Origin of the sequence: Herbiconiux sp. L3-i23 (assembly GCF_023734115.1) — a bacterium.
In the GTDB taxonomy this organism is placed as follows: domain Bacteria; phylum Actinomycetota; class Actinomycetes; order Actinomycetales; family Microbacteriaceae; genus Naasia.
The window spans coordinates 2323745-2346071 of record NZ_AP025737.1 but is presented as its reverse complement, the minus strand read 5'-3'; the positions used below and the strand labels follow the sequence as shown (position 1 = coordinate 2346071).

Genomic DNA, 22327 nt, shown 5'->3' with positions numbered 1-22327 from the left:
GGCGCTGGCGCGCCTACTCGACGACCGGCGGGTGGGAGCGCCCGGGTTACTCGGCGAGGGTGCCGCGGGGGCCGGACTGGCCGGCGACCTGGGGGCGTTCCGCGAGCATCTGGCGCACCTCGTCGACATCGAGGATGGGGCCCGTCTCGTGAGTGAGGGAACCCTGCTGGTCGCCGCGGACGCTGTCGACGAGGATGTCGAGCATCTGCACGGCGTCCTCGACGATGGCGCGATCCTTCGCCTCAAGGCCGTAAAGCAGCCAGCGGGCGAGCTCCAGCTCGGCGTACAGCATCGCGCGGCGACGGATCTCACGATCGGCGGCACCCTGGCGGGCCGCGGAGTAGGTGGCGAACACGGTGTCGACCGCGTCGGGGCTGGGAGCGGACAGCGCCCACGACAGGTCGCGGGCGGGATCGCCGACTCGGAGATCGGACCAGCCGATCACCCCCGAGATCGCGCCGTCCTGGTCGTGCAGAAGCACATCGGCGCTCATCGCGCCGTGGATGACGGTGGGCTGGAACTGCCACAGGGCGGTGTCGTCGGTGGCGCTCTCCCACCGCGACAGCAGCGAGGCGGGCACCATCGAGGTCGACGCGGCGCGGTCCATGAGTCCGACCACGGAGCGCAAGCTGTCCATCGCGGTCACGACGGGGAGGCCCGCGTCGATGATCACGCTCGTCGGCAGCGAATGCACCGCGGCGAGGGCGTGGGCCACCGATTCGGGCAGCGGCGTGGTCGGCTGCATCAGGTCGAGCGAAGTGCGGCGGCCGTAGACGAACTCCGACACGATCGCGCGACCGCCGGGGCGTCCCTCGCGCGGCTTGATCGGAACCTGCCCGACCAGCGAGGACAGCGAGAACGGCAGGCGGGTGCGCACCCCGGAGCTCAGCGCACCGAGAGCGGCGAGCTCCGCCGACTGCGCCTTCGCGGCGACCTCCGAGTTCGCCACCCGCACCAGGAAGTGCCGTCCGTCGCGCGCGGTGAGCAGCGCGCTGTCGAAATCGCCCTGCCGACCCGAGGTGAACGGCTGGGCCGCCGCGACGTCGAGTCCGGGGACCGCCGACGTCGCGAGCGCGGCTAGAGTGAGATGGGACCTGGCCATAGCGTCCAGGGTAGGTCTGGCTCTTCCCGGGGGCGTGTGTGCCACGCGGGAAGTCACATGCCCGAGGGGGCGAATCGTTCCCGGCCAGCGGGTGTCCCGCGGCCGGCATGGAGGTGGATCGACGTGCCCGAGAGCGTGTCCGACAGTCCGTCCGAGAACCGGTCCGGCGCAGAGGCGTACCCCGCTGAGCGGCGACTCTTCGACGATCTTCCGCTGTCCCGCTCGGGCATCGATCGCGACCATCTCACCCGCGTCGCTCCCGACGCGCTCGACATCCTGCGCGCGGATGCGGCGACCCGGGTGGTCGTACTGTCACGCGGACGCGCCCTGCTGCAGCCCGACACGGCGACGCCGCGCCTCGCCCTGCTGCCCGGCGCCGCGGTTCCCGAGGCGGACCTCACCGTCTACCTCGGCCGCGTGACCGAGGGAGCGGATCGCGCCGACGACCTCCCGGCCGGCACACCGGTGCTCGCCGCAGTGCTCGCCCCGCACGTCACCGATTTGGTGGATGTCGACCCGGAGCGCTGGGGCGATCTTCGCCTGATCGGCGCCGACCTCGACGCCCTCGACGCGGGCCTGTTCACTGAGGCGCTCGCGATCGCGAACTGGCACGACTCGCACGGCTTCTCGCCACGCACCGGGGAGCCGACCGTGCCCGGGCTCGCGGGGTGGGTCCGTTACCCTGCGGGTCACGTCGACGAGGCGTCGGGGCATCACATCTTCCCGCGCACCGATCCCGCGGTGATCGTCGGCGTCGTCGACCACGAGGACCGGCTGCTGCTCGGCGCCAACCGGCGCTGGGGAGGCGCGTTCTTCTCGGTGCTCGCGGGGTTCGTCGAGCCGGGGGAGTCATTCGAGGCCACCGTGCAGCGGGAGGTGTTCGAGGAAGCGGGCCTGCGGGTCACCGATCCGGTCTACCTCGGCTCGCAGCCGTGGCCGTTCCCGGCGTCGGTGATGGTCGGCTTCCGTGCGAGGCTCGCCGCCGACTCGCCGACCGAGCCGGTGCCGGACGGGGTCGAGATCGCCGAACTCCGCTGGGTTACTCGCGACGAGATGCGCGACGGCGCTCGCGCGTTCGGCATCCCGAGCCGCTCGTCGATCGCGCGGTCGATCATCGAGGACTGGTTCGGCGGCCCGCTGGACGCCCCGTGAATCCGGAGGCGCTCCTCGAGGGGCTCGACGAGGATCAGCGTCGCGCCGCCGGTTCGCTGCTCGGCCCGGTCTGCCTGCTCGCCGGCGCGGGTACCGGCAAGACTCGGGCGATCACGCACCGCATCGCCTACGGCGTCGCGACCGGCGCGTACCCGCCGAACCGGGTGATGGCGCTCACCTTCACCACGCGGGCGGCGGGGGAACTGCGCAGCCGTCTTCGGACCCTCGGGGCGGCGGGCGTCAGCGCGCGCACCTTCCACTCGGCGGCGCTCGCGCAGCTCAGCTACTTCTGGCCGCAGACCGTCGGCGGCACGCTGCCGCGGGTGCTCGACAGCAAGGCCCGCCTGCTGGCGCAGGCGGCGGAAGCGGCGCACGTCGCCGTCGACACGGCGGTGCTGCGCGACCTCGCCGCTGAGATCGAGTGGCGCAAGGTGAGCGGCCTCTCGCTCGAGGCCTATGAGGACGCCGCGGAGAAGCGCGCGCTGCCGCAGGGCATTGACGCCATGCGCGCCACCGCGGTGCAGCGCTCGTACGAGCAGATCAAGGACTCCCGCAGGCAGCTCGACTTCGAGGACGTGCTGCTCGCGACGATCGGGATGATTGAGGAGGAGGAGCGCATCGCCCAGCAGGTGCGGGCGCAGTACCGGTTCTTCGTCGTCGACGAGTATCAGGACGTCTCACCGTTGCAGGAGCAGCTCCTCGACTCGTGGTTGGGCGACCGCCGCGACGTCTGCGTCGTCGGCGACGCGAGTCAGACCATCTACACCTTCGCGGGTGCCGACGCCGACTACCTGCTCGACTTCGGCAAGAAGCATCCGGGCGCCGAGGTGATCCGCCTCGAACGCAACTACCGGTCCGATCCGGGCGTGCTCGCCGTCGCGAACCGCCTGATGCGCGATCGGCCCGGCGCGCTGACCCTCACCCCGACGAGGTCGGGCGCCGAGGGGCGCGCGGTCGACATCGCCGCCTACCCGGACGAGCTGTCCGAGGCGCGGTCGGTCGCCGACGACATCCTCGCCCGTATCGAGGCGGGGGAGTCGGCGTCCGAGATCGCGGTGCTGTTCCGCATCAACTCCCAATCCGCCGCCCTCGAGACCGCTCTCGCCGAGCGGGGAGTGTCGGCGACCGTCCGCGGAACCGGTCGGTTCTTCGACCTGCGCGAGGTCAAGGAGGCGATGATGATGCTGCGGGCCGCGGCTCTCACGCTGTCGAACGAGCCGTTGTTCAAGACGGTGAGCGACGTGCTGCGCTCGCTCGGCTGGACCCAGGACGCGCCCGAGGCACGCGGTGCGCTCCGCGACCGGTGGGAGTCGCTCGACACGATCATGACCATGGCGGAGCAATGCCCGCCCGGCACCACCACCGCCGGGTTCGTCGATGAGCTGACCGAGCGGCAGGCGGCCCAGCACGAACCGACCCGCGACGCGGTGACGCTCGCCACCCTGCACTCGGCGAAGGGGCTCGAGTGGGACACCGTCTACCTCGTCGGGCTGACAGAGGGGTACCTGCCGATCAGCTACGCGAAGACGCCGCAGGCGATCGAGGAGGAGCGGCGCCTGCTCTACGTCGGCGTCACCCGCGCGCGACGTCAGCTGCGGCTCTCCTGGGCGCAGACCGCGCCGCACCGCGCGGTCGCTCGAACGAGGTCACGTTTTCTGGAAGAGCTCGGCACGAGCATCGAGGATGCGGCGCCCACGCGCGTCGGCTGACCTCTCCCTCTCCGTCCAGGGAGACGGTCATGCCCTCAATGCCCGTCGGTTCGGCGCGGCGGACCGCTCTGACGGCCCGTGCGACCATGGCGGCGGCGTCGAGCGCCGCGACGGGGTCGACGGCGACCCGTTCCGCCACCTCGGGTGCGAGCAGTTGGGCTGCGATCAGCGGCCACGCGGCGTCCTCATCGCTCCTGTGACAGCCGACGCAATGCAGGCACGCCGTCACTCCAGGCACCACGAGCGGCCCCACGTCGACGGTCTCCTCGCCCAGCACCACGGGAAGCAGCGGCACATCGCGGCTCAACCAATACCCCGCGACGTGCGGGGCGACCAGGTGCGCGCTCACCACGACGGCGAGGGCCGGACGGTTCTGACGCGTGACCACTGACGCGCCGACCGCGGCGACGGCTCGCGCGATCGCGCTGTCGATGCCCGCGGAGTCGCCGGGCCACGGCAAGGTGCGCTCGACCGCCACGCCGAAGGAGAGGTCTTCGGGTTCGGCCTGGAGAACGGGGGAGAGGACGTCGAGCAGCTCCTCGAGCCGAGCGTCCGACACCTCGGTCTGCACGGCGAGGGCGTCGAGCGCGAGCCGGCTCGTGCCGGTGGTGAGTGCGTGGATCAGGATCTCCTGCGACCGGTCGATGGGGTCGATGACGACCCGAGGTCGCTGAGCGCCGAACCGCAGAGTCGAGGGCGAACTCCAGACCTGGGCGACCCTCGGGTCGATGCGCAACACCACGAGTCCGATGCTGTCGCGCGTCGGAGCGCAGCGCCTCGAATTACCCACAGGGTGCCCGCGACGAGGCGCGGGACGAGGACTCAGGCGGGTTCGAGCGCCGAGCCCAGCTGGGAGCGCCACCACGGCGTCTCGATGAAGCCGCGCTTCAGATACAGCAGCTCCATGTTCGCCGTCCAGCCCTCGACGCCGTCGAGGTGCGCGAGGGAGTCGCGGATGAACGCGTACAGCTCGGGCACCGAGGGCGCGATGACCTCGCAGAGGAGTGCGTTCTCGTCGAGCAGGGCCGCGAGATAGCGCACGAACGGGTAGCGGGCGAGTTCGCGGGCGACCTGGTCGACTCGGTCGGGCGCGACGGTCACGGTGAGGATCGTCTCGGCGCCCATCCCGAGCGCGGCGGAGGGGACGAGAGTCAGCACGTCGACGCAGCGGGCGGCGCGCATCCGCTCGTAACGGCGGCGCACGCTCGACTCGTTGAGGCCGATGCGGTCGGCGATCGCCTGGAAGGTCTCGCGGCCGTCTTCGCGCAGCACGGCGAGGATCTCGAGGTCGGCGGCATCGAAGTGCTCCGGGCCGCAATCTTCGAGGGAGGCGGAGGTGACGAGCTCGCCGTCGCCCACCGGGCCGAGGAGCTCGCCGTAGAGCTGGCGGCCCCAATCGAGACTCACCTTGTAGACGTGCATGATGAGGTCGCTGCGCCACCGGGCGACGCCGTCGATCGACTGCAGCCCGCCGATCAGCTCGGGGTAGCGGGTCGCCCCACCCCGCACCACGAGTTCGGCGATGACGTCGTAGCTGCCGGTGACCAGGGTGCAGAAACGCACGCTGGGGTTCTTCGCGAGCTCGGCGGCGACCTCGAGGTGGCGTCCCGGGGTGGCGTTGATGCGCACCCAGAACGAGTCGTACGGCCCTTCGGCGCCGAGCGCCGGGATCGCCGCGATGCGGACGACGCCGTCGGCGATCAGCTGCTGGCCGCGGCGGGCGACGGTCGTGACGGTGCCGCCCACCGCGTCGGCGACGGCCCGCCAACTCGCGCGCCCGTCGCGCTGCAGAGCGACGACGATGCGCTTGTCGAGATCGGTGAGCCGATCGAGGGCCGCGGAGTTCACACCGCGGCGCCCGCTACCGGCGGGTAGACCTCGTGCAGGAAACCGCGCACCGTCTTCGTCCATTCTTCGGCTTCCTCGATCTGCGGGGAGTGCCCCGACTTCTCGAAGATGGCGAGGCGAGAGTTCGGGATGAGATCGGCGATCGTCTCACTGCACGATACTGGCGTGATCCAGTCGGTCCTGCCCACCGTGATCAGTGTCGGAACGGTGATGTTCGGCAGCACCGGCTTGAGGTCGTAGTTCTTGAGGTTCACCGAGAACGCGTAGTTGTGCGCCTCGTAGCGGTAGGGCGTCGCCTGGACTTTGCGCTCGGTCGCTTCGGGGTCGTAGTGGAAGTCGTAGAGGGGGAGGATCTCGCGCCAGCAGTCCTTCAGATCCTCGTTGTCGCGCACTCGGCCCTCGTCGATGCGGTCGAACTTCTCCATGTCGATCGTGACGCGGTCGCTGGCGAGGGCGTTCTCGCGGGCGAGGTGCGCGTTGCCGTTGTCGGCCGAGGTGTCGCGCAGCACGATGGCGCTGACCCGATCGGGGTAGCGGGTGGCGTACTCCATCGCCATGAACCCGCCGTACGAGCCGCCGGCCATCGCGATCTTCTCGGCGCCGATCCACTCGCGGAGGCCGTCGATGTCGGCCGCCCACTGCTCGTGGCTGAACACCCCCGAGCCCTCGCTCTCGCCGCTGCCGCGGGCGTCGAAGACGATGACGCGGTACTCGTCGGCGAGGCGGCCGAAGCTGGCGCGCGGCTCTGCGCGGGAGCCGAGGCCGGGTGCGCCGTGGTGGGTGATGATGACCGGTGCGCCCTCGGGGCCGAGCACCTCGACGGCGAGCTCGTTGCCGTTGATGACGACCCGCTGCGCGGTGCTCGTCGCCTTGGCGAATTCGGGGGAGACGTCCTCAGCCATCAGTGGTTCCTTTCGAAGTGGTGGTGCGTGGTGCGGTGGTACGGGCCGGCATCGCGTGGGAGCCGTGGAGAGTCAGAGTGCGATGGTGCAGTCGTCGAGCGAGCGCGGGAACGAGGTGAGCGGCTCGGATCCGGTCGCGGTGACGAGCATGCTGTCGCTGATGCGGTAGCCCGCGTGGCCGGGGATGTAGATGCCCGGTTCGTTGGAGACGATCATCCCTTCCTCGAGCGGCGTGGGGTCGCCGTCCTCGAGCCACGGCGGCTCGTGCATGCCGAGCCCGATGCCGTGTCCCTGGCGGTGGCGCAGGTACTGTCCGAGGCCCGCGTCGCGGATGACGTCGAGGCAGCGGGCGTTGCTGTCGGCGCAACGGACTCCGGGTGCGATCGCGCGCGACCCTTCGGCCTGCGCGTCGCGGATGGTGTCGTGGTAGCGGCGCTGGTCGGCGGTGGGCTCGCCGAGCACGAAGGTGCGCTCGCCTTCGACGAAGCGTCCGCCGACGGCGGCGCCGAGCGACAGCATGAAGGTATCGCCGTCGCGCAGACGGTAGCTGGAGGGCAGGCCGTGCGGGATCGCCGAGTTCGCACCCGAGTAGACGAGGCCGCCCGCCATGAACGAGATGACGACGACGTCGCGGTGCTCGCGGTACATGAGCCCGGTGCCGGTGCGGCCGACGTGGCCGGCGAGGTCGGCTTCGGAGGGCAGGTCGCCGCCCGCCGCGATGGCCTCGGTGATGAGGTCGACGCCCGCCTGCAGCATCACGTCGGTGATGCGGGCCGCCTCGCGGTGCTGGGCGATTTCCTCGGGGAACTTCACGTAGCGGGCGCGGGTGACGAGCTCGGTCGGCACCCACTCGACGTCGGGGAATGCGGCGCGCAGCATGGCCAACCGGTGCTGGGTGACGAGAGTGGTCACGCCCACCCGACCGCGCAGGTCACCGGCGGCGCGGGCGAGGGGAGCGAACGGGTTCTCGATGCCCGGATACTCGGCGAACGCGACGATCTCGGCGCGGGAGTTCTGCTCCTCGGCGTGCTGACGCTCCAGCTCCGGCACCAGCAGCACCGTGGTGCCGTCGTCCTTCTGCAGCACCGCCACGGGGCGCTCGCCCGGGTGGTGGAAGAAGCCGGTCAGGTATGAGACGTCTTCGGGGTCGTCGGTCACGATCGCCTGCAGGCCCTCGTCGGCGAGCCGGCCGACGACGCGCTGCTGAATGCGCTCGTAGACCTCTCCGGGCAGGCGCTGGCTGAACGCGGCGGATCCGGACGTCGCCGCGGTGGCGGTCTCAGCGGTCATGGTTGCGCGGGTTCCTCGCGTCGTTGTAGGTGATCGAGAGCAGGGTCGCGGACAGCACCAGGGCGAGGATCGCGAGCGACGGGAACAGCGTCAGCCACCAGGCCGACACCATGGCGCCCGAGGTCTGCGCCTCGTAGAGGATGCGGCCCCACGACCAGGTGGTCGGGTCGCCGAGTCCGAGGAAGGCGAGCCCGGCGGCCGAGAGCACGGCACGGGACGCGGTCACGACGACCGAGACGACGATCACCGGGGTGACGGCGGGGATGACGTGCCGGCCGAGGATCCACGCGTGGTTGCGGGTCATCAGTCGGGCGGCGTCGATGTAGGGGAGCTTGACCACCGACAGCGCCTGCGAGCGCACCAGGCGGGTGACTTCGGGCCACGAGAACGCGGCGACGACGAGGATGATCGTCGTCGTGCTGGGCCCGGCGAGGGCGGCGACGAGGATCATCAGCGGCAGCACCGGCAGCGACAGGGTGAGGTCGACGATGACGCTGATGATGGTGTCGAGCTTCGGCACGTACGCGCCGATCACGGCGAGCAGGGTGCCGAAGAGGATCGCGAGAGCGGATGCCGCGACGGCGACGAGCACCGACTGCTGGGTTCCGTAGACGACCTCGGAGTACACGTCGCGGCCGAGCGAGTCGGTGCCGAAGATGTTCGTCGGGCTCGGCGGCTTCAGCACCTCGGTGCCGTAGCTGGCCGGGTAGGCGGCGAGCAGCGGAGCGAAGATGCTGACCAGCACGAGCAGGGCGAGGATGACCAGCGAGATCATGCCGAGCGGCTGCTTGCGGAACGCGTGCCAGGTGGCGCGGCTCGCGCGCCGGCCACCCGTGCCGGCCGGTTCGACGATCGGTCCGGCGATCTCCGATTCGGGCAGGGGAGCGGTCATGAGGTCTTCACTCTCGGGTCGAGGAATCCGTAGGCGATGTCGGTCAGCATGTTGACCACGACCACGGTCACGGCGAGCAGCAGGAACGCGCCCTGCAGGACGGGGAAGTCGAGTTGGGTGACGGCCTCGTAGATGCCGCGCCCGATGCCCGGGTAGGCGAACACGGTCTCGGTGAGCACGGCGCCGCCGACGACGAAGCCGAGCTGGAGTCCGATGAGGGTGGTCGCGGGGAGGAGGGCGTTGCGCAGCGCGTGCTTCCAGAGGATGCGGCGGTACGGGAGACCGTTCGCCTTCGCGAGGGTCACGTAGTCGTCGCCGAGCGCGTCGATGAGAGTGCCGCGCATGGTGAGCACGTACGAGCCCAGCTGGATGAGGGTCAGTGAGACGGCGGGGAGCACGAGGTGCGAGAGCACCGATCCGTACCATTCGACGCCGTAGACCCCGTCGCTGTAGGCGCCGCCGATGGGGAACCAGCCGAGCATGAGACCGAAGACGAGCAGCAGCACGATGCCGACGCTCGGAACGAAGAGGGACTGGCCGGTGACGCCGAGCACCTGCACGAAGCGGTCGAGGAACCGGTTCTTGTGCGAGGCGGCGACGACACCGAGCGGGATGCCGATCGCGACGGTCAGGACGAGCGCCGTGATCGTGAGCAGCAGGGTCCAGGGGAGCCGCTGCAGAAGGACGTCGATCACGGGGATCGACTGGGTGAACGAGGTGCCCAGGTTGCCCTGGAGGAGCTGCCCCAGGTACAGCACGTACTGCACGATCAGAGGCTGATCGAGGCCGTACTGAGCGAGAAGGACCGCCCGGGTCTCATCGGTCATGTTCGGGCTCGCGACGGCGAGCGCGGGGTCTCCCGGCAGCAACCGCAGCAGGAGGAATGTCACGGTCACGGCGAACCAGATCGTGAAGACCCCTCTACCGAGGCGTCGGAGAACGAACAGAGCGATGGACACGCGGGCGGCCCTTCCTTACTTGCTTCTTTACTCGGAGACCTTGTAGGCGCTCGCGATCGAAACGGGGTTCACGATCGAGAGGAGCTCACTGGGCTTCATGATGAAGCCGGCCCAGTCGGAGCTGTGCGCCACGTAGAGGTTCTGCGTGTACATGATGTTGTCGTAGACCTGGTCGCGCACGATGACCGCAGCCTCGCGCATGATGTCGATCTTCTCGTCCTCGTCGAAGGTGACCGCGGCCTCCTCGACGAGAGCGTTCAGCTCGGGGTCGTCGACGTAGGTGTAGTTGATCGCTCCACCGGGCAGGTACGACAGGGTGAAGTTCGTCACCGGGTCGTCCATGATCGCGAAGTTACCGGCGTAGATGTCGTAGTCGCCTTCGTTGGTCATCGCGAGGTAGGTGTTGCGCTCGGTGCCCTGCAGCTCGATGTTGATGCCGGCCTCGGCGGCGCCGTCCTTCACCAGCTGAGCCCACTGGCTCGTCACCGGGTCCTGCAACGAGTAGATGAGGCGGAACGACACCGGGAACATGCCGTCGGAGCCGGCGGTGTAGCCCGCCTCCTCCATCAGCTCGCGCGCGGCCTCGGGGTCGTACTCGTACTCGGTGATCGAGTCGTCGTAGTAGTCCGAGAGCACCGGCATGAGCGGGCTGGAACCCGTCGAGACGGCCTGACCCTGCAGCACGACGTTGCGGATCGCCTCGTAGTCGGCGGCCTGGGACAGAGCCTGGCGCACCTCGAGCTTGGCGAGATCCGGGTTGTTCATGTTGTAGGTCATGTGCGCGTAGCCGAGACCCGTGACCTCGACGACCTCGATGCCCTCGGTGTTCTGCAGCTGCTGGACCTGTGCCGGCGGCAGCGAGTTCGCGATGGCGTCGACCTCGCCGCTCTGCAGCGCGAGGATCTCGGTGTTCACGTCGGGGAAGACGCGGTAGACGACCTCGGCGGGGATGGGGGTGCCACCCTCGACCAGCGGGTAGTTCTCCATGCGCTCGAGCGTGTACGACTGTCCGACCTGGACGTTCGTCAGCTTGAACGGACCGGCGCTGACCCAGCCGCCGTCGGATCCGTCGTTCGCGAACTCCGCGACCGAGCCGGCGGGCTCGAACACGTGCTGCGGGACGACGTTGCCCCAGAAGCCGATCTCTTCCACGATCGACGAGTCGGGCTGGGTGAGGGTGATCTCGACACGGGTGTCGGAGACCGCCTCGGCCGACTCGAAGTTCGCCATCTGGCCGTAGAACGTGCCCGAGGGCGCATCCTGCTTGACCGCGTTCATCGTGTAGGCGACGTCTTCGGCGTCGAGGGCCTCGCCGTCGCTCCACTCCATGTCGTCGCGGATCTCGTAGTACCCGGTGGTGTCGTCGACATAACCCCAGTCGGTCGCGAGCGCCGCTTCCTTCGAGCCGTCGTCGCCGATGCTCAGCAGGTGCGGATACATCAGGTTGGTGATCCAGTAGTCGCTGCGGCTGTTGCCGATCAGCGGGTTGTAGTTGACGACGTCGGTCGTCGTGGCGATCGTCAGGGTGTCGGTGCCCGCCTCCGGGGCGGCCGTTCCCGTCGATTCCGGTGCCTGCGGGGCGCAGGCGCTCAGGGCGACCACGGCTGCTGCAGCCATGCCCGCGATTGCTGTTCTTCTGTGACGCATTAGACCCAAACCTCCTCAAGGACCCGCATGGTGTTGCCACCGACGACCTTGCGGATTTCGTCGTCGGAGTAGTCGTGCTTGACCAGCCAGCTGATGATGTTCGCCATCGCCTCGGTCGGGTTCTCGACGCCGTCGACGTAGGGAACCTCTTCGTAGTCGACGTGACCGTGAGCCTGGCCGATCGAGAGCTGCGCGGCGAAGGCGTGGTGGAGTCCCACGTGGTCGCCGTACAGGGTGTCGGGGCCGAAGCTGACGTGGTCGATGCCGACCAGGTCGACGCAGTACTTGAAGTGGTCCATGACCGACTCGAGCGAGTGCAGTGGGTGCTCGGGCGACAGCGTGGTGTGCGGGGCCGCCTCGATGCCGATGACGCCGCCGCGCTTGGCGGTCTCGATGATGGTCTCGTCGGTCTTCATGCGGTTGGTCGGCCACAGGCCGCGCGCACCGGCGTGGGTGATGAAGACGGGCTTCGTCGATGCCTTGATGACGTCGAGGCAGGTGCGGTCGCCCGAGTGGGAGATGTCGATCGCGATGCCGAGCTTGTTCATGCGGGCAACCGCACGCTCACCGAAGTAGGTGAGGCCGCCGTCGCCGCGCTCCTTGAGGCCGCTGCCGAGGTAGTTCGCCTCGGAGTAGGCGATGCCCATCTGGCGGACGCCGAAGCCGTAGAGGATGTCGAGACGGTCGAGTTCGTTCTCGATCGGGGTCGCGGCCTCGAGGGCGAAGATGTGGGCGATGCGACCCGTCTCCTTCGCGTACTCGATGTCCTTGATGCTCTCACCCTTGATGACGTAGTCCTGGTGGGCGATGTCGGCCATGCGCATACCGAGGTCGTGCAGTACGTCCTGGTACTTCCAGCCTGCGTCGCTCGAGATGCAGCAGGTGCCGTCCATGCCGTTGTCGAAGACGGCGGTGAGGCCGGAGCGGGACAGGCCCTCGTAGCCGGTAGGTTCGCGGCCGGTGCGGATGTGGTCGCGCAGCTGGCCCATGTCCTCGGGGAAGACCTGCACGTGCTCGTGCAGCGAGATGACCGTCTCGTTCTGCAGGAGGCGCTTCGAACGCTCGGCCTGCTCGGTGGTCAGCTCGAGACCGGCGTACTCGGGCACGCGGCCGAGCTGCTTGGCGTATTCGAAGGCGCGGAAGTCCACGCCCTTCTCGAGGTAGTCGTAGGCCGTGTAGCCGGTGTAGCGCTCTGCTGGTTCGAGCACGGTTTCTCCATTCGTAGTGCGTTCAGCGGCCTCGGGCGTCGTTTCGAGCAGGCGTCATCGGCATCGCTTAGGAGAGAGTCCTCCAAGACCGGCGCTGAAGTCAATGTCAGTGGGTGATTTCGGCAGAGATGTTTCACAACTGAAACATTCCGGCGTGGAATCCCGTGCACAATGGACTCGTGCAGAACAAGAAGGACACCGGCTCGCCCGTGCTCAGCGTGCGCGGGCTCGACATCGGCTTCCAGAACGCGTCCGGCTACACGCCGACCGTGATGGGGCTCGACCTCGACGTGCGTGCGGGCGAGCTGGTGGCCCTCCTCGGCGAGTCGGGCTCGGGCAAGACCGTGACCGCCCGCGCCATCATGGGCATCCAGGACGAGGCCGCCGTCGTGAAGGCCGACACGCTCGACCTCGACGGCGTCTCGCTGCTCTCGCTCACCGAGGAGCAGCGCCGCAAGCTGCGCGGCGAGTCGATGAGCATGGTGCTGCAGGACGCGCTGTCGTCGCTGAACCCGGTGCTCTCGATCGGCGACCAGATCGGCGAGATCTTCCGCGTGCACCGCGGGCTCGGCCGCAAGGCGGCGCGCGCGAAGGCGATCGAGCTGCTCGACCTCGTCGGCATCGCCTCTCCGCAGACCCGGGTGGACGACTACCCGCACCAGTTCTCCGGCGGCATGCGTCAGCGCATCCTCATCGCCATGGCGATCGCGCTCGAGCCGAAGCTCCTCATCGCCGACGAGCCCACGACCGCGCTCGATGTGACGGTGCAGGCGCAGATCCTGCGTCTGCTGCACGACCTGCGCGGTCGCCTCGACATGGGCGTCCTCCTCATCACCCACGACATCGGCGTGGTCACCGAGGTCGCCGACCGTCTCGTCGTCATGCACAACGGGCACGTCGTCGAGCAGGGCGACGCCGACCGCATCTTCGCGACCGCCGAGGAGCCGTACACGCAGAAGCTGCTCGGTTCGGCGCCGCACCCCGAGCCCGCGCGCGTGCTCGAGCCGGCGATCGCCGCCGAGGAGCCGGTGCTCACCGTCACCGGTCTCGCCCGCACCTTCACCACCGGCTCGGCGTTCAACCGCACCGTCACCCGCGCCGTCGACAACGTCGACCTCGTGCTGCGTCGCGGCGAGACCCTCGGCATCGTGGGGGAGTCGGGCAGCGGCAAGTCGACTCTCGCCCGCATGGTGGTGGGCCTCGAGAGCGCTGATGCGGGCACCGTGATGTATCGCGGTCAGGACGTCACGCGCCGCACCCGCGGTCGTCGTCCCGGTGCGCAGGCGGGCGTGCAGATGGTCTTTCAAGACCCCTACACGTCGCTCGACCCGCGGATGCGGGTGCGCGATGTCATCGCCGAGCCGCACGCGGTGGCCCGCATCGGCACGGCCGCGTCGCGTCGCGACCGGGTGGCCGAGCTGCTCGAGCTCGTCGGGTTGAAGCCCGACATGATGGAGCGCTTCCCACACCAGTTCTCGGGTGGCCAGCGTCAGCGCATCGGTATCGCCCGGTCGCTGATGCGCGACCCCGACGTGCTGGTCTGCGACGAGCCCGTCTCTGCGCTCGATGTGACCATCCAGGCGCAGGTCGTCGATCTGCTCGTCGACATCCAGGACCGGCTGGGGCTCAGCATCCTCTTCATCTCGCACGACCTCTCGGTGGTGCGCAACCTCGCCCACCGGGTGCTGGTGATGTACCACGGCGAGGCGGTCGAGACGGGCGACGTGGAGCAGATCTTCGACCGCCCCCAGCACGACTACACGAAGACGCTGCTGGCGAGCATCCCGCCCCTGACGCGAGCCGAGCGCGGCAAGCTGACGGGCCTCACCGCCGCCTGACTCTCATCACCCCCGCGAGCGCGGTGTGTTGCTACGAGCGCGGGTGTTCAAACACCCGCGCTTGCAGCAACACACCGCGCTCGCAGGGGTAAGTGGGGTCAGGATTCCTTGGGGCGGTCGCCCTCGTCGTTCAGGAGGTCTTCCAACGCCTTGTCGATGTCGTCCGATTCCGTCGACGGAGCCGACAGGCGGGCGATGAGGGCCTCGGGGTCGTCGATGTCGGCGGCCGTCGGCAGCAGGTCGGGGTGCGACCACAGCGAATCGCGCTTCTCGGCGCCCAGACGGTCGCCGATGAGCTGCCACATCGCCGCCGCCTCGCGCAGACGACGCGGCCGCAGCTCGAGCCCCACCAGCGACGCGAACGCCGACTCCGCAGGACCGCCCGCCGCGCGGCGACGGCGCACCGTCTCGGCCACGGCATCGCTCTTTGGAAGGCGGGCGGTCGCAGCGGCGGTCACCACGTCGACCCAGCCCTCGACGAGCGCGAGCATCGTCTCGAGGCGTCCGAGCGCGACCTCCTGCTCGGGCGAGCGAGGCGGAATGAATCGGCCGGACATCAGCGCCTCGCGCAGCTGCTCCGGGTTCGTCGGGTCGAGATCCGACAGCGCATCCTCGAACGAGCCGAGGTCGATGCTGATGCCGTGCGCGAACTCGGTGATCGAGGTGATCAGCCCGGCGCGCAGCCAGCGCGCGTGACGGAACAGTCGCGCGTGGGCGAGCTCCCGCACGGACAGATACAGGGCGATCTGATCGGCGGGAATGTCGAGGCCCTCGGCGAAGGCCTGCACGTTCTGCGGCAGCAGCGCCGCGCGGTCCTCGAGAAGAGGAATGCCGATGTCCCCGCCCGAGACGACCTCGGTGCCGAGCTGCGCGACGACCTGACCGAGTTGCACGGCGAAGAGGGTGCCGCCGACGCCGCGGAGCAGCCCGCCGGCGTCACCGCCCAGCATCCCGGACATCTCTTCGGGCAGCTGATCGCGGGTCATCTCGGTGAGGGCGTCGGTGATGCTGACCGCGACCGGTTCGGCGAGCTGGCTCCACAACGGCATCGTCTGCTCGACCCACTCGGCTCGGCTGAGGAGGCGGGGAGTGGTCGGCAGTTCGGAGATCTCGGTGACCTCGTCGAGCCAGAGTCCGGCGACGCCGAGCGCGCTGTCGAACTCGTGGCGCTGCTGATCCGTGGGGGTGAGGCTCGTGCTGCGGGCGAGCGTGGTCGCCTGATCGGCGGCCAACTTCCAGTTGATGCCGCCCGACGAGCTGGCCACCGCGTTCTGCAGTTGCGCGATGAGCCCCGCCATCGCGGCCGGGTCGGAGGGCAGCCCTGCGGCGCCGGCGATCGCGGACGCGTCGATGCCGCCTTCGCCCGAGAGCAGCTTGCGGATCATCTCGCGCAGCTCGTCGTCGGGTTCGCGGCCTGCCGAGCTGTCGAACGGCTCTGCCATGGCGGTTCCTCTCGCCTCGTCGCGGCTCCGCCCGCGGCGCGGGAGGCTAATCGCGGTGTTCTAGCGGTTCGCGCGGGACACATCCAGCCCGGAAGCCGCAGAATCTACGGTAATGCGCGCAGTGATGAGAAGACTGCGGTAACGGCGGCCCGGGCTTCTGCCCGCCGCGAACACGACCGGTCAGCGGTCGCACCGATGACAAGCCCACCCGCGGCGGAAATGACGACAGAGCGTGACCTTCTTCACCGGCGACCGGATCGAGCCCGTCGCGACGGACGAGCCCGACGACGGGGCCGACACCCGTCGTGAGCGGCGCAGCTGGCTGGGCTGGCTGCTCGTCTCCGTGTCGCTCGTCATCGTGCTGGCGCTCGCCTTCGCGCCGTCGCCCTACGTCATCGAGACGCCGGGCCCGGTCTACGACACGTTGGGGACGGTCGGCGAGGACGAGACCCCGCTGATCAGCATTCCCGACGCCGAAACCTTCCCCACCTCGGGGTCGCTCGACCTGCTTACCGTCTCGGTGCTCGGGTCGCCGAGCCGCCCGGCGAACCTCTTCGAGGTCGCGGTGTCCTGGTTCGACCCCAGCCGGTCGGTGCAGCCCCTCGAGGCCGTCTACCCCGCGGGCACCACGACGGAGCAGCAGCGGGAGCAGAGCCAGATCCAGATGCGCAACTCGCAGCAGGAGGCGATCGCGGCGGCGCTCACCGAGCTCGGATACGACATCCCGCGCACTGTGTCGGTCGCGGCCTTCCTGCAGGACTCGCCAGCGGAGGGGGTGCTCGAGACCGGCGACGTGATCACGAGCCTCGACGGCGACCCCGTGTCCGGCCTCACCGACCTCCGCGAGAAACTCGAAGCGCACGGAACGGATGGTCCTGCCGAGATCGGCGTGCTGCGCGACGGCGACCCGATGACGGTGGAGGTGACACCTGCCGATTACAACGGCGTCGTCGCGCTGGGGGTGTCGGTGCAGGTCGACTACACCTTCCCGTTCGACGTCGAGATCGAGCTCCCCGACGTCGGCGGGCCGAGCGCCGGCATGATGTTCGCGCTCGGCATCTACGACACCCTGACCGAAGGGCAGCTGACCGGCGGCCTCTCTATCGCGGGCACCGGGACCATCGACGCCGAGGGGACCGTCGGGCCCATCGGCGGCATCCGGCAGAAGCTGTACGGCGCGGAAAGGGCGGGCGCCAGCCTGTTCCTGGCCCCCGAGGACAACTGCGACGAGGTCGTCGGTCACGTGCCGAGCGGCATGGATGTGGTCGCCGTCGGCGACCTCGACGACGCCATCGCCGCCATCGAGCTGGTCGCCGCGGGCGGGGACGCGTCGACGCTGCCGACCTGTACGGCCGGCTGACCGCGGATCCCGCTCCGCCGAGGCGTGTATAGCTCGCGCGATTGAGCTGTCAGAGAACTACGGCCGCGAAGGCCGTTCCCGGACCGCTCCCAAGCTTCGCTCATTGATCGCGCGGGTAGGATGCCGCTCGTGACGACCTCTGCCGCCGCCGCGCCCCGCCGCCGTAATCGCTCTGCTCTCGCAATCACCGCTGCCATCGTGGCCGCGCTGCTCGTCGGGTTCTTCATCTTCGCCGGCCTTTACGCCGACGTCCTCTGGTACGACCAGCTCGGTTTCCGACAGGTGCTGTTCACCGAATGGGGCTCGGGCGTCGCGCTTTTCGTGATCGGCTTCCTGGGGATGGCGGTGCCGATCTTCCTCAGCATCTTCTTCGCCTACCGGTTCCGGCCGGTGTATGCCCGTCCTGGCGCCCAGCTCGACCGCTACCAGCAGGCCATCGAGCCGCTGCGCCGCCTCGCCACTTTCGGCGTTCCGATCGTGATCGGCCTCTTCGCGGGCGTGTCCGCGGCGACGCGCTGGCAGACAGCGCTGCTGTACTTCAACCGCACGCCGACAGGGGAGACCGACCCGCAGTTCGGTCTCGACATCTCCTTCTATCTGTTCGAGCTGCCGTTCATCCACGGCGTCGTGGGCTTCGCCTCGGCCGTCGTGCTCGTCGCCGGCCTGATCGGGCTCGCCACCTCGTACCTGTACGGCGCGATCCGCGTCGCCGGCCGTGAGGTGCGGTTCGCGAAGGCGGCGCGCATCCAGATCGCCATCACCGCCGCGATCTACGTGGCGCTGCAGGCGGTCAGCATCTGGCTCGACCAGTACGTGACCCTCTCCACCGCCGGCGATCTCATCACCGGTGCGAGCTACACCGACGTCAACGCCGTCATCCCGGGTCGCCAGATCATCGCGGGCATCGCCCTCGTCGTCGCGGTGCTGTTCGTCGTCACCGCCGTCATCGGCCGCTGGCGTCTCCCCGTGATCGGCACCGCGCTCCTCATCGTGTCGAGCCTCGTGATCGGTTCGCTCGCTCCGTGGGTCGTGCAGCGCTTCCAGGTGCAGCCGTCCGAGCTCTCGCTCGAGCGCCCCTACATTCAGCGCAACATCGACATGACCCGCGAGGCATACGGTGTCGCCGACATCGAGACGGTGCCTTACGAGGCGACCACCGACGCCGAGCCCGGCGCCCTGCGCGCCGATGCCGAGACGACGGCGAACATCCGCATTCTCGACCCCGCGGTCGTGTCGCCGTCGTTCAACCAGCTGCAGCGTTTCCGCCAGTACTACGCCTTCCCCGCCGACCTCGACGTCGACCGGTACGAGCTCGACGGTCAGACGACCGACGCGGTCGTCGCGGTGCGCGAGCTCAACCAGGAGGGTCTCGGTGACTCGCAGACCTGGTACAACCGCACCGTCGTCTACACGCACGGCTACGGCATGGTCGCGGCGTTCGGCAACCAGCGCTCGTCGGACGGCCAGCCGGTCTTCCTCGAGTCGGACATCCCGTCGACCGGTGAGCTCGGCGAGTTCGAGCCCCGCGTGTACTTCGGCGAGAACTCGCCCGCCTACTCGATCGTCGGCGCTCCGGCGAGCGACGACCCGATCGAGCTCGACTACCCGTCGGGCGGCGGCGAGGACTCGCAGGTCTACACGACCTTCGACGGCGAGGGCGGCCCCTCGGTCGGCAACTGGTTCAACAAGCTGATCTACGCGCTGAAGTTCCAGTCCGAGCAGATCTTCCTGTCGGACGCGGTGAACAGCGACTCGCAGATCCTCTACGACCGCGACCCGCGTGAGCGCGTGCAGAAGGTCGCCCCGTACCTGACGATCGATTCGGACGCCTACCCGACCGTTGTCGACGGGCGCCTCAAGTGGGTCGTCGACGCGTACACGACCGCCTCGTCGTACCCGTACTCGCGGGTGCAGAGCCTGTCCGATGCGATCGCAGACAGCTTCACCCCGACGCCGAGCTACGCGGTGGATGACGTGAACTACATCCGCAACTCGGTGAAGGCCACGGTCGACGCGTACGACGGTTCGGTCGAGCTGTTCGTCTGGGACGAGAACGACCCGGTCATCCAATCGTGGCAGAAGGTGTTCCCGACGACGCTCACCCCGATGACGGAGATGTCGGCCGAGCTGATGAGCCACGTCCGCTACCCGCAGGACCTGTTCAAGGTGCAGCGCGCCATCCTCGGCACGTACCACGTGACCGACGCTGGCTCCTGGTACCAGGCGGACGACGCCTGGCGCACGCCGGCAGACCCGACTCAGCCGTCGACCACCGACGTGCTGCAGCCGCCGTACTACCTGACCATGCAGGTGCCGGGCACGGAGGCGCCGTCGTACTCGCTGTATTCGACGTACATTCCGCGTCAGGGCAACGCCGGTGGTCAGAGCGTTCTGACCGGTTATCTCGCGGTCGACTCGGATGCCGGCGGCACGGCGGGGGAGAAGTCCGCGAACTACGGCAAGCTCACCCTGCTCGAGCTCCCGAAGGACGACACCGTCCCCGGCCCCGGTCAGGTGCAGAACACGTTCAACTCCGACACGAATGTCGCGAACGAGCTGAACCTGCTCCGCCAGGGTGGATCCGATGTGGTCCAGGGCAACCTGCTGACCCTGCCGGTCGGTGGCGGTCTGCTCTACGTGCAGCCGGTGTACGTGCAGTCGAGCGGTGAGACGCAGCTGCCCCTGCTGCGTCGCGTGCTGGTGTCGTTCGGCGACCGGGTCGCGTTCGAGGACACGCTCGACGCCGCGCTCGATGTGCTGTTCGGCGGCGACTCGGGTGCCGACGCGGGTGACACGGATGTGCCGGAGACGACTCCGGGCACCGACGATGGCGCTGATACGCCCGACCCCGGAACCGACACGGGTACCGGCGGCGGCACCGCGGTCTCCGCCGAGTTGCGTCAGGCTCTCGCCGATGCGAACCAGGCTCTGCAGGACCGCGCCGCCGCGTACGCCGCCAACGACCTGGTGGCCGCCGCAGAGGCCGACGGCCGTCTGCAGGCCGCCCTCGAGCGGGCGATCGCCGCGGGCGGCTGATCGTCTCGAAGTCGTTCGACTGACGAAGCGCGAGTCCTCCTGGGGGCTCGCGCTTCGTCGTTCTGGTGCCTTGAAAGCGGGGAATCCGCTCGATTCGACGGCCTCCAATTTGGGTGCTAGGCTTTACTCTCGTGCCGCGGGGTGGAGCAGCTCGGTAGCTCGCTGGGCTCATAACCCAGAGGTCGCAGGTTCAAATCCTGTCCCCGCAACAAATGACGAAGGCCCCGGACGCAGTCCGGGGCCTTCGTCATTCCGTGAGGAGTCAGGCGGGCCCACGCCGACGAGGGGCCCCGGACGACGCGAAGCGGCGTTCGGCGTAGTCGGTGGGGCGCCCCGCAACAAAAAGAAGGCCCGGAACCGCATGGTTCCGGGCCTTCTGTCATTGTCCTGACCCGGTATATGACTCGAGGAGCCGCGGTCGACCCTTGGTTTCTCCAATCGGTGCCCGACTGGATGCTCAACTCAGGGCTACAACGCGCGGAGCTCCGATCATCGACCAGGACGGCACGGACGCCGCTGCCCAATGCGGGTGAACAGGACGGCGGATGCCCAGTGATGCACGTGCGCTGATGTCCGTATGCGGACTCTCAAGCGCCACATCGAGCCTTCTTGAAGGCGAATAGCGCCTCGATCCACTGGTCCGCCAGACTGTCGGCATGGAACCGGGAGTGGTGCTGACGATTGGCTCAGTCATCGCTCTTGGAGGCGCTGGTCTGGTTGTGGTCGCTGGCGTCAAGAACATCCGGGCGCACGGATGGGGCAAGGCGGATTTGTTCTGGCAGCCGGGTCGGTGGTGGTTCGTCGCCGGTTTGACCGTTTGGCTAGCCGACCTTGCATTCATCTTCCTCGCCCTCTAAGCGGGATGGGTGTCTCCGTGGACGCAGGCCGCCGATGACGATCGATCGAGGGGAGCATCCGTCGCGAGTCCCGCCGTAGGCCTAGATCAGACCGAGTCTGACCGCATTTGTGCCCGGGTCGCTCGTCGTATCTGACAGTGGAACTTGGGGAGTAGTCGATTAGGCGTCAGCCGGAATAGCGGCCCGAGGCGCCGGGTTCCCCTCTCCATGCCTACGACTGAGAGCACGAACGCATCCGCTTCGGGAACCTTCACCATCGGTGGTGACCTGACCGTCAACCGTCTCGGCTACGGCACCATGCAGCTGACCGGCGACGGCGTCTGGGGTTGGCCGGACGACCGCGAGGGCGCCGTCCGTGTGCTCCGCCGCGCCACCGAGCTCGGTATCAACCTCATCGACACCGCCGACGTGTACGGCCCCTATGTGACCGACGCCTTCATCCGAGAAGCGCTGCACCCGTACGCCGATGGTCTCGTCATCGCCACCAAGGTCGGGCACACCCGCCAGGGTCCGAACGAGTGGACTCCGCTCGGCCGTCCGTCCTACATCCGCCAGCAGACCGAGCTGAACCTGCGCAACCTCGGCGTCGACCGGATCGACCTGCTGCAGCTGCACCGCATCGACCCCGAGGTGCCGGTCGAGGACACGGTCGGGGAGATGAAGAAGCTGCAGGACGAGGGCAAGGTTCGCCACATCGGGCTCTCCGAGGTCACGATCGAGGAGATCGAGCGCGCTCGCACGGTCGCCGAGATCGTGAGCGTGCAGAACCTGTTCAACCTCACCTACCGCAAGTCGGAGGACGTGCTCGACTACGCGGAGGCGAACGGCATCGCCTTCATCCCGTGGTTCCCACTGGCCACCGGCAAGCTGACGGGCGAGGGCAGCGTGCTCAGCTCCATCGCCGAGGAGCACGGCTCGACGCCGAGCCAGCTCGCGCTCGCCTGGCTGCTGCGTCGGTCGCCCGTCGTGCTGCCCATCCCGGGCACGAAGTCGGTCGCGCATCTGGAAGAGAACGTTGCCGGTGCGGCGATCGAGCTGACGGACGCCGAGTTCGAGCGGATGAACGCCCTCTCCTGAGCGGTATT

General features: G+C 68.9%; 16 protein-coding genes and 1 tRNA gene. 8 read left to right on the top strand and 9 right to left on the bottom strand.

Features of this window, described 5'->3' with window-relative positions:
• Positions 1-46: 46 nt before the first annotated feature.
• Positions 47-1102 carry a phosphotransferase gene (locus NGH83_RS11180; RefSeq protein ID WP_251856330.1) on the bottom strand — a complete coding sequence of 352 codons (1056 nt, stop codon included), beginning with the start codon at positions 1100-1102 and terminating at the stop codon, positions 47-49.
• A 123-nt stretch (positions 1103-1225) separates the two neighbouring features.
• On the opposite strand from NGH83_RS11180, the gene nudC reads away from it, so the two are divergent.
• Together nudC and NGH83_RS11170 are read left to right on the top strand one after the other, a co-directional pair.
• Positions 1226-2254, top strand: coding sequence for an NAD(+) diphosphatase (nudC, locus tag NGH83_RS11175; RefSeq protein ID WP_251856329.1), 1029 nt, complete (start codon positions 1226-1228; stop codon positions 2252-2254).
• On the top strand, positions 2251-3963 hold the full coding sequence (locus NGH83_RS11170; RefSeq protein WP_251856328.1) for an ATP-dependent helicase: 1713 nt from the start codon (positions 2251-2253) through the stop codon (positions 3961-3963). Before nudC ends, NGH83_RS11170 begins: the two co-directional genes overlap by 4 nt.
• 822 nt (positions 3964-4785) lie before the next feature.
• Here the strand turns inward: NGH83_RS11170 and NGH83_RS11165 are convergent.
• From NGH83_RS11165 to NGH83_RS11135, 7 genes are all read right to left on the bottom strand, one after another.
• On the bottom strand, positions 4786-5811 hold the full coding sequence (locus NGH83_RS11165) for an Lrp/AsnC family transcriptional regulator (RefSeq protein WP_251856327.1): 1026 nt from the start codon (positions 5809-5811) through the stop codon (positions 4786-4788).
• Positions 5808-6713, bottom strand: coding sequence for an alpha/beta fold hydrolase (locus NGH83_RS11160; RefSeq protein ID WP_251856326.1), 906 nt, complete (start codon positions 6711-6713; stop codon positions 5808-5810). The genes NGH83_RS11165 and NGH83_RS11160 overlap by 4 nt, the downstream gene beginning before the upstream one ends.
• Before the next feature lie 72 nt (positions 6714-6785).
• Complete coding sequence (locus NGH83_RS11155; protein WP_251856325.1) at positions 6786-8003, bottom strand: Xaa-Pro peptidase family protein; 1218 nt, start codon at positions 8001-8003, stop codon at positions 6786-6788.
• Positions 7993-8895: an ABC transporter permease gene (locus NGH83_RS11150; RefSeq protein WP_251856324.1), complete on the bottom strand. Its 903-nt coding sequence runs from the start codon at positions 8893-8895 to the stop codon at positions 7993-7995. Before NGH83_RS11150 ends, NGH83_RS11155 begins: the two co-directional genes overlap by 11 nt.
• Positions 8892-9854, bottom strand: a complete 963-nt coding sequence (locus tag NGH83_RS11145) for an ABC transporter permease (protein ID WP_251856323.1) — start codon at positions 9852-9854, stop codon at positions 8892-8894. Before NGH83_RS11145 ends, NGH83_RS11150 begins: the two co-directional genes overlap by 4 nt.
• A gap of 27 nt (positions 9855-9881) precedes the next feature.
• Positions 9882-11471, bottom strand: a complete 1590-nt coding sequence (locus NGH83_RS11140) for an ABC transporter substrate-binding protein (RefSeq protein WP_251856322.1) — start codon at positions 11469-11471, stop codon at positions 9882-9884.
• Between the two features lie 29 nt (positions 11472-11500).
• Entirely contained in the window at positions 11501-12709 is a 1209-nt protein-coding gene (locus tag NGH83_RS11135) for a dipeptidase (RefSeq protein ID WP_251856321.1), read from the bottom strand.
• Between the two features lie 179 nt (positions 12710-12888).
• On the opposite strand from NGH83_RS11135, the gene NGH83_RS11130 reads away from it, so the two are divergent.
• Positions 12889-14547: an ABC transporter ATP-binding protein gene (locus NGH83_RS11130; RefSeq protein WP_251856320.1), complete on the top strand. Its 1659-nt coding sequence runs from the start codon at positions 12889-12891 to the stop codon at positions 14545-14547.
• Between the two features lie 98 nt (positions 14548-14645).
• Here NGH83_RS11130 and NGH83_RS11125 read toward each other — a convergent pair whose 3' ends face one another.
• On the bottom strand, positions 14646-15989 hold the full coding sequence (locus NGH83_RS11125) for a zinc-dependent metalloprotease (protein ID WP_251856319.1): 1344 nt from the start codon (positions 15987-15989) through the stop codon (positions 14646-14648).
• Between the two features lie 232 nt (positions 15990-16221).
• Between NGH83_RS11125 and NGH83_RS11120 the strand changes: the two genes are divergently transcribed.
• From NGH83_RS11120 to NGH83_RS11100, 5 genes are all read left to right on the top strand, one after another.
• Complete coding sequence (locus tag NGH83_RS11120; protein ID WP_251856318.1) at positions 16222-17349, top strand: PDZ domain-containing protein; 1128 nt, start codon at positions 16222-16224, stop codon at positions 17347-17349.
• 120 nt (positions 17350-17469) lie between these two features.
• Entirely contained in the window at positions 17470-20385 is a 2916-nt protein-coding gene (locus NGH83_RS11115; protein ID WP_251856317.1) for a UPF0182 family protein, read from the top strand.
• 135 nt (positions 20386-20520) lie between these two features.
• Positions 20521-20594, top strand: a tRNA-Met gene (locus NGH83_RS11110).
• Between the two features lie 447 nt (positions 20595-21041).
• Positions 21042-21242, top strand: a complete 201-nt coding sequence (locus tag NGH83_RS11105; RefSeq protein ID WP_251856316.1) for a hypothetical protein — start codon at positions 21042-21044, stop codon at positions 21240-21242.
• A 207-nt stretch (positions 21243-21449) separates the two neighbouring features.
• Positions 21450-22319, top strand: a complete 870-nt coding sequence (locus NGH83_RS11100; RefSeq protein ID WP_251856315.1) for an aldo/keto reductase — start codon at positions 21450-21452, stop codon at positions 22317-22319.
• Positions 22320-22327 lie beyond the last annotated feature (8 nt).

What these genes read in the sequence shown, in the direction of transcription:
- NGH83_RS11150 (WP_251856324.1), bottom strand. Translation starts at nt 8,895, where the DNA reads ATGACCGCTCCCCTGCCCGAATCGGAGATCGCCGGACCGATCGTCGAA.
- NGH83_RS11100 (WP_251856315.1), top strand. Translation starts at nt 21,450, where the DNA reads ATGCCTACGACTGAGAGCACGAACGCATCCGCTTCGGGAACCTTCACC.
- NGH83_RS11155 (WP_251856325.1), bottom strand. Translation starts at nt 8,003, where the DNA reads ATGACCGCTGAGACCGCCACCGCGGCGACGTCCGGATCCGCCGCGTTC.
- NGH83_RS11125 (WP_251856319.1), bottom strand. Translation starts at nt 15,989, where the DNA reads ATGGCAGAGCCGTTCGACAGCTCGGCAGGCCGCGAACCCGACGACGAG.
- NGH83_RS11160 (WP_251856326.1), bottom strand. Translation starts at nt 6,713, where the DNA reads ATGGCTGAGGACGTCTCCCCCGAATTCGCCAAGGCGACGAGCACCGCG.
- NGH83_RS11140 (WP_251856322.1), bottom strand. Translation starts at nt 11,471, where the DNA reads ATGGCTGCAGCAGCCGTGGTCGCCCTGAGCGCCTGCGCCCCGCAGGCA.
- NGH83_RS11180 (WP_251856330.1), bottom strand. Translation starts at nt 1,102, where the DNA reads ATGGCCAGGTCCCATCTCACTCTAGCCGCGCTCGCGACGTCGGCGGTC.
- NGH83_RS11115 (WP_251856317.1), top strand. Translation starts at nt 17,470, where the DNA reads ATGCCGCTCGTGACGACCTCTGCCGCCGCCGCGCCCCGCCGCCGTAAT.
- NGH83_RS11105 (WP_251856316.1), top strand. Translation starts at nt 21,042, where the DNA reads ATGGAACCGGGAGTGGTGCTGACGATTGGCTCAGTCATCGCTCTTGGA.